6 protein-coding genes and 1 pseudogene are annotated in these 6,069 nt (G+C 42.6%); 4 read left to right on the forward strand and 3 right to left on the reverse strand.

Annotated features, from left to right (window positions below; translation table 11 throughout):
• Positions 1-45: 45 nt before the first annotated feature.
• The 3 genes and pseudogenes from DCC82_RS18835 to DCC82_RS06040 all read right to left on the reverse strand — a co-directional run bounded on the left by DCC82_RS18835 (position 46) and on the right by DCC82_RS06040 (position 1,218).
• The gene (locus tag DCC82_RS18835; RefSeq protein ID WP_483299663.1) at positions 46-219 is read right to left on the reverse strand and encodes a DUF2249 domain-containing protein; all 174 of its coding nucleotides are present in this window, start codon (positions 217-219) and stop codon (positions 46-48) included.
• 9 nt (positions 220-228) lie between these two features.
• Positions 229-456: pseudogene (locus DCC82_RS18840) on the reverse strand (DUF2249 domain-containing protein); the annotation flags it as partial.
• Between the two features lie 69 nt (positions 457-525).
• A complete protein-coding gene (locus DCC82_RS06040) occupies positions 526-1,218 on the reverse strand; it encodes a Crp/Fnr family transcriptional regulator (RefSeq protein WP_097354203.1) in 693 nt (230 codons plus the stop codon).
• Between the two features lie 234 nt (positions 1,219-1,452).
• Here DCC82_RS06040 and DCC82_RS06045 point away from each other — a divergent pair, with 234 nt between their 5' ends.
• The 4 genes from DCC82_RS06045 to DCC82_RS06060 all read left to right on the forward strand — a co-directional run.
• Complete coding sequence (locus DCC82_RS06045) at positions 1,453-3,816, forward strand: nitric-oxide reductase large subunit (RefSeq protein ID WP_108430281.1); 2,364 nt, start codon at positions 1,453-1,455, stop codon at positions 3,814-3,816.
• A gap of 351 nt (positions 3,817-4,167) precedes the next feature.
• The gene (locus DCC82_RS06050) at positions 4,168-4,401 is read left to right on the forward strand and encodes a DUF2249 domain-containing protein (RefSeq protein WP_012749412.1); all 234 of its coding nucleotides are present in this window, start codon (positions 4,168-4,170) and stop codon (positions 4,399-4,401) included.
• Between the two features lie 105 nt (positions 4,402-4,506).
• A complete protein-coding gene (locus DCC82_RS06055) occupies positions 4,507-5,094 on the forward strand; it encodes a molybdenum cofactor guanylyltransferase (protein ID WP_012749413.1) in 588 nt (195 codons plus the stop codon).
• A 72-nt stretch (positions 5,095-5,166) separates the two neighbouring features.
• Positions 5,167-6,069: radical SAM protein (locus DCC82_RS06060; RefSeq protein ID WP_233252935.1), on the forward strand; the 903-nt coding region annotated here is incomplete at its 3' end.

A 6,069-nucleotide genomic window follows, 5' to 3' on the forward strand; every position in this document is an offset into this window, starting at 1 on the left:
TTGAAGCAGTCAAACTTCTTTGGAAGCCCCCACTTCAAATTTTCGCTAGAAATTAAGTGGGGGTAGTTCACAGCCAAGCTCATCAAGTTGTTCGTATAAAAACATCGGGCGGCGGTCGTTAATGATGGTTAACGTTTCTCCAGGCTGCAGTTTCCCTAACGCCGCCAATGTTCTCATCATTGGTTGCGGCGGCTCTAACCCGCGATTGTCAAGAATCATCGTTCTCCCCCCCTGTTTTACGAACGTGACTTTCCAATGTTTTTTCCCAATCTGTTCCGCTTCATACGTAAATCCTTTTGCTTTCATAATCGGAAAAAGCGGAATCGGTTTAAACGGCGCATGCAGAATAAACGTGTCCCCCGCTTGAAGCGGTTTAATTGTGTTCATAATTTTTTCAAACGGTTCGATTTTCTTTTGTAAATCTTCGCGGACATCCAACTCTACAATCTTTCCCAACGAAATCCCTCCTTTGTTTTTTATGATAGTAATTTTCATTTTCAAGCGTTGTGATTTTTATCACATCCATTAGAAAAAGATTTCTTTTTCCAATCCTTCTTTATCAATAAGGTAAAATCCATCTTCATTAATATCAATCAATCCTTTTCGCTTTAATTGGCTAAGCGTTCGGCTTACCGTTTCCCGTGAGGTGCCGATCATGTTGGCAAGCTCTCGATTCGTCACATGAGCAGTCAAACGGTAAAATTTCCCTTGCGGTACCGCATTTGTTTTTGTTAAGCGCAACAGAAGCATAATAATTTGTTCATATGTGTTATGAAGAATTTGTTCTTCTAAACGTTTTTGCAAGTCAACGATTTTTTCGCCCATGACGCGAAATAATTTAATGCATACCTCTGGATAGCAAATTAACGTTTGTTCGAAGTCAGCGATTGGGATCGCAATTAACGTCGCTTCGTCGATGACTTCCGCGTGCGCAGGGTACGAACCTTTTAAGAAAAAACCGGTATGCGGAAACATTTCGCCTGTCTGCAAAATCGAGATGATTTGTTCTTTCCCGCTCATATCGGTTTTATAAATTTTTACCGTCCCGGAATGAATGAAATAGACACGCTCGAGCGGGTCTCCTTGCATAAATACAAACGTCCGCGGTTTATAAACGCGTACATGGGAAATCGATACGAGCGACTCCAGTTCATGATCGGATAACTCGCGAAAAAGCGGAACATTTTTTAGTCTCTCTTTCAGCCAATCATTTGTCATTATTCCATCTCCTTACATAAATTTCACAAAAATGTGGCTTTCGCCAAGTGGAGTTCCCTTTGACAAGAATAAAGGAACCACAAGCTTTCTGTTATTTCTATACTACCATTTTATGAGTTTCTTCATATGCGAGCTGTGACATAAATCATAGTATGCGTTTGTCATGACTCACATATTTTTTATTTTTGCAGCGTTACAATGGGGACGAATCAAAGATTAGGAGGTTGAGGATAGATGGAAGTGAACCCATCAGTCCGTCCGTCTTTACGTCCCGAACGGCGGAAACAAAATAGTTTCCTTAAATCAATATTAATTTTTACGATTTTAATCAGCTTTACCGTCCTGCTTGTCGGCGGATACTGGATTTTTAAAGAAATGGCGCCAAGACCGAAAGAGGTCCGAAGCGAAAGCGGCGACGTATTAATGACGAAAGAAACAATTATCGGTGGGCAGTCCGTGTTCCAGAAATACGGATTAATGGATTACGGTACAGTGCTTGGACATGGTTCTTACATGGGGCCGGATTATACAGCAGAGGCATTGAAGATTTACACGGAAGGAATGCAAGAGTATAAAGCAAAAGAACTATATGGTAAATCGTTCTCGCAATTATCCAAAGATGAAAAAACAATCATTCGAGATAAAGTCATTAAAGAAATACGGAAAAATCGCTACAACCCAGTTACCGATGTGCTTGTGTTAACAGATGCACAAGTATATGGGCTTCAAAAAGTTCGTGACTATTACCGCGATGTATTTACAAACGGTGATGGTTGGGGCTTGCAAAAAGGGTTGATTAAAGAATCGGATATGCCAAAAACAAATCGCGCTTGGGTTGCGGACAGCGATCAAATTCAGCAAATTGCCGATTTCTTCTTCTGGACAGCTTGGTTATCAAGCACTCCGCGTATCGGTGACAATATTACGTACACCAACAACTGGCCTTATTACGAAGATGCAGGAAATACAATGACGTTTTCCGCCATGTGGTGGAGCGGTGCAAGTGTGACCATCTTAATTTTATTTGTTGCGATTATTTTGTACTTCTTCTATCGTTATCAATTGAGCATGCAAGAAGCATATAAAGAAGGACAGTTTCCAGTTATCGATTTGCGCAAGCAGCCATTAACCCCTTCGCAAGTGAAATCAGGAAAATACTTTGCGATTGTCGCTGTGCTGTTTTTCGTTCAAACGATGTTTGGCGCGTTGCTTGCCCATTATTATGTAGAACCAGACAGCTTTTTCGGCATCAAATGGATTCACGATTTATTGCCGTTTAACATTGTGAAAGGCTACCATTTGCAACTAGCAATTTTTTGGATTGCAACATCATGGTTAGGTATGGGGATTTTTATCGCACCGCTTGTCGGCGGACATGAACCGAAAAAACAAGGGCTTCTCGTTGATATTTTGTTCTGGGCGCTCGTTGTTCTTGTCGGCGGCAGCATGATCGGTCAATGGCTCGGTGTGAACGGATATTTAGGGAACAGCTGGTTCTTGCTTGGCCATCAAGGATGGGAGTACATTGAGCTTGGCCGCATTTGGCAAATCATCCTGGTAGTGGGCATGCTCATTTGGCTGTTTATCGTCTTTCGCGGTATTAAGAGCGGATTAAAGCGGGAGAGCGATAAAGGCGGATTGATTCACTTATTGTTCTACTCGGCGATTGCAGTGCCGTTCTTTTACATCTTTGCGTTCTTTATGAAACCAGACACGAACTTTACAATGGCAGATTTCTGGCGCTGGTGGATTATCCATTTGTGGGTAGAAGGAATTTTCGAAGTGTTTGCGGTTGTTGTGATCGGCTTTTTGTTAGTGCAATTGAGACTTGTTACAAAAAAATCTACAGTAAGAGCATTATATTTCCAATTTACGATTTTGCTTGGCAGCGGGGTCATCGGAATTGGTCACCACTATTATTACAACGGTTCGGCGGAAATATGGATTGCGCTTGGCGCCGTTTTCTCGGCGCTCGAAGTCATTCCGCTTACATTGCTTATTTTAGAAGCATATGAACAATATAAAATGATGCGCGACGGCGGAGTTAACTTCCCTTATAAATCGACATTCTGGTTCTTGATTTCTACTGCGATTTGGAATTTAGTTGGAGCTGGCGTGCTTGGGTTTTTAATCAACTTGCCGGCAGTCAGCTACTTCGAACACGGACAATTTTTAACGCCAGCTCACGGCCATGGAGCAATGATGGGGGTTTACGGCATGTTTGGCATCGCAGTGTTGCTGTATTCGCTGCGCAATATTGTCAAGCCGGAAGCATGGAACGATAAATGGCTAAAATTTGCCTGTTGGATGCTCAATATCGGGCTTGCAGGGATGATTGCAGTGACGTTGTTGCCAGTCGGCATTCTGCAAATGAAAGAAGCGTTTGAACATGGCTATTGGGCGTCGCGCTCTCCAGCGTTTTTACAACAGGATCTTGTACAAACCTTGCTTACGATCCGTGCTGTTCCAGATACGATTTTCTTAATTGGTGTCATCGTGATTATGGGGTTCAGCGTAAAAGCGCTATTCCATTTGCGTAAACCGACACACGGCGAGGGAGAAGCGCTCCCGGTTGTCGATCTGACAAAAGAAGAATAAACAAAAAAGAATCACAGCACAAATAGCTGTGATTCTTTTTATCTTTCTATGATAGCGCTTTCTATCTTGTTTATTGTTAGGTTTTCTGCATTTTTTCTTTTTTCTCGTGACATTGAAAACAGTATAATGTTTCTTTTTCGTCGCAAATGACGCCGTTTAAGAAACCATGAAAACAATGTATCGGTTTGCCGCACTGCGAACAAAAGCCAACAAGCTCTTCCAATCATCATTTCTCCTTTCACAGGCATTGAGAATTTTCATCCATCAATTGTGATATTCGTCACTACGACAAACGACAGAAATGATTATGATGTATACATAATTAATTATACTATAAAGGAGGCAATAAGTATGAATCAATTTGCCGCAAAAATTCATGCACCTGACTATGAGCCGAGAGAAAGACACCCTGCGATCTTTCGCTTATTCGATAGCTTAAAACCAGGTGAAGTGATGGAATTAACAAACGATCATGATCCGCGTCCGTTGCATTATCAGTTTATGATGGAACGTCCAGACCAATTTACTTGGGAGTACTTGGAAGAGGGACCAGAAATTTGGCGAGTCGCAATCGGCAAAAAATAAACATGAATGCTAAAAAAGATTCCCGAAAGAATGACGGGAATCTTTTTTTTTTTGTTGCTTCCATGGTACAGTAAAACAAAGATTTTGGTGAAAGGGGAAAAATGAATGAACAAAATGGCAGGAGTGGTTCTTGCCGGCGGGCAGTCGCGGCGTTTTGGCAGCCCGAAAGCGTTTGCCAAATTTAACGGAAAATATTTTTTTGAAATTGCTGTGGAAACGTTACGCACAGTAGTAGAGGATATTTATATTGTTAGCCATCCTTCGCTAATAGACTGTTTTCGACAAAAGACGGCGGAAAAAGTGATTATGGACGATGAACGGTATCGTGGCCAAGGGCCGCTTGCCGGAATTTATACGGTCATGAAAGAATGCGAAGCGGAATGGATATTTGTGCTTCCGTGCGATATGCCGTATATGCGTCCAGAAGCAGCGGCAAAACTTGCTAAATATGCGAACGAGAAGTTTGATGCGATTATCTGTGCGCATTTCGGCCGAATTCAGCCATTAGTTGGCATATATCATCGGCGAACATGCAAGCAGATCGAAAAACTTCTACAGGCACAAGATAATAGGATGAAATCGCTTTTTCGCCATTGCCATGTCCACTATGTGAACGAGCAAGATTTTTGGGAAGATGAGATCGTCTTTCGCAATGTAAACACGCCGAATGAGTTTGACGATATTGTGACATAAGTCACTTTGTGATATTTATCACATTAGTGTCCTCTCCAATGCAGTACAATGAGAACAAGGAGGGGGATAGTAGTGAGGGACTTTAACGAAAATCCGTTTATTGTGATTTGGGAACTAACAAGGGCATGTCAGTTAAAATGTGTTCATTGCCGAGCGGAAGCGCAATATCACCGCGATCCGCGCGAATTGACATTCGAAGAAGGGAAAAAGTTAATTGATGATATATATGAGATGGATCAGCCGCTTCTCGTGTTTACTGGCGGGGACCCGCTCATGCGCCCAGATGTATATGATCTTGCCAAATATGCGATTGACAAAGGACTTCATGTTTCAATGACGCCAAGTGCGACGCCGAACGTGACAAAGGAAGCGATTCGGAAAGCGAAGGAAGTTGGCCTTTCTCGTTGGGCGTTTAGTTTAGATGGGCCAAACGCGGAAATTCATGATCGTTTTCGTGGGACATCCGGTTCGTTTGATTTGACCATAAAAGCGATTGAATATTTACATGAACTCGATATTCCGGTGCAAATTAATACCGTCATCTCCCGATATAACGTCCATGTGCTCGATGAAATGGCAGAGTTGGTTGAAAAACTAAAATGTGTGCTTTGGAGCGTCTTTTTCCTTGTGCCGACAGGACGCGGAAAAGAGTCTGACATGATTTCGCCGGTGGAACATGAAAAAGTGTTTCGCTGGCTATACGAAACGAGCAAGCGCGTCCCGTTTGACATAAAAACGACAGCTGGACAGCATTATCGCCGGGTTGTTTTGCAAGCGAAAATGCGGGAGAACCAAATAACCGGTGACGGAATTCGTTATGAAGACGTGCTGATGAAAGGGCTAACTGGACAAGTCGATGGTCTTGGCCGTGCGCCAAAAGGGGTCAATGATGGCAATGGATTTGTTTTTATCTTAATTAGGCGAGAAGACTCCCACTTCAACGAAGCGAAGCGGAGTAAGTGGGAGATGAATCGC

This window comes from Geobacillus sp. LYN3, from assembly GCF_003064505.1.
GTDB classification, from domain to species: Bacteria; Bacillota; Bacilli; order Bacillales; family Anoxybacillaceae; genus Parageobacillus_B; species Parageobacillus_B toebii.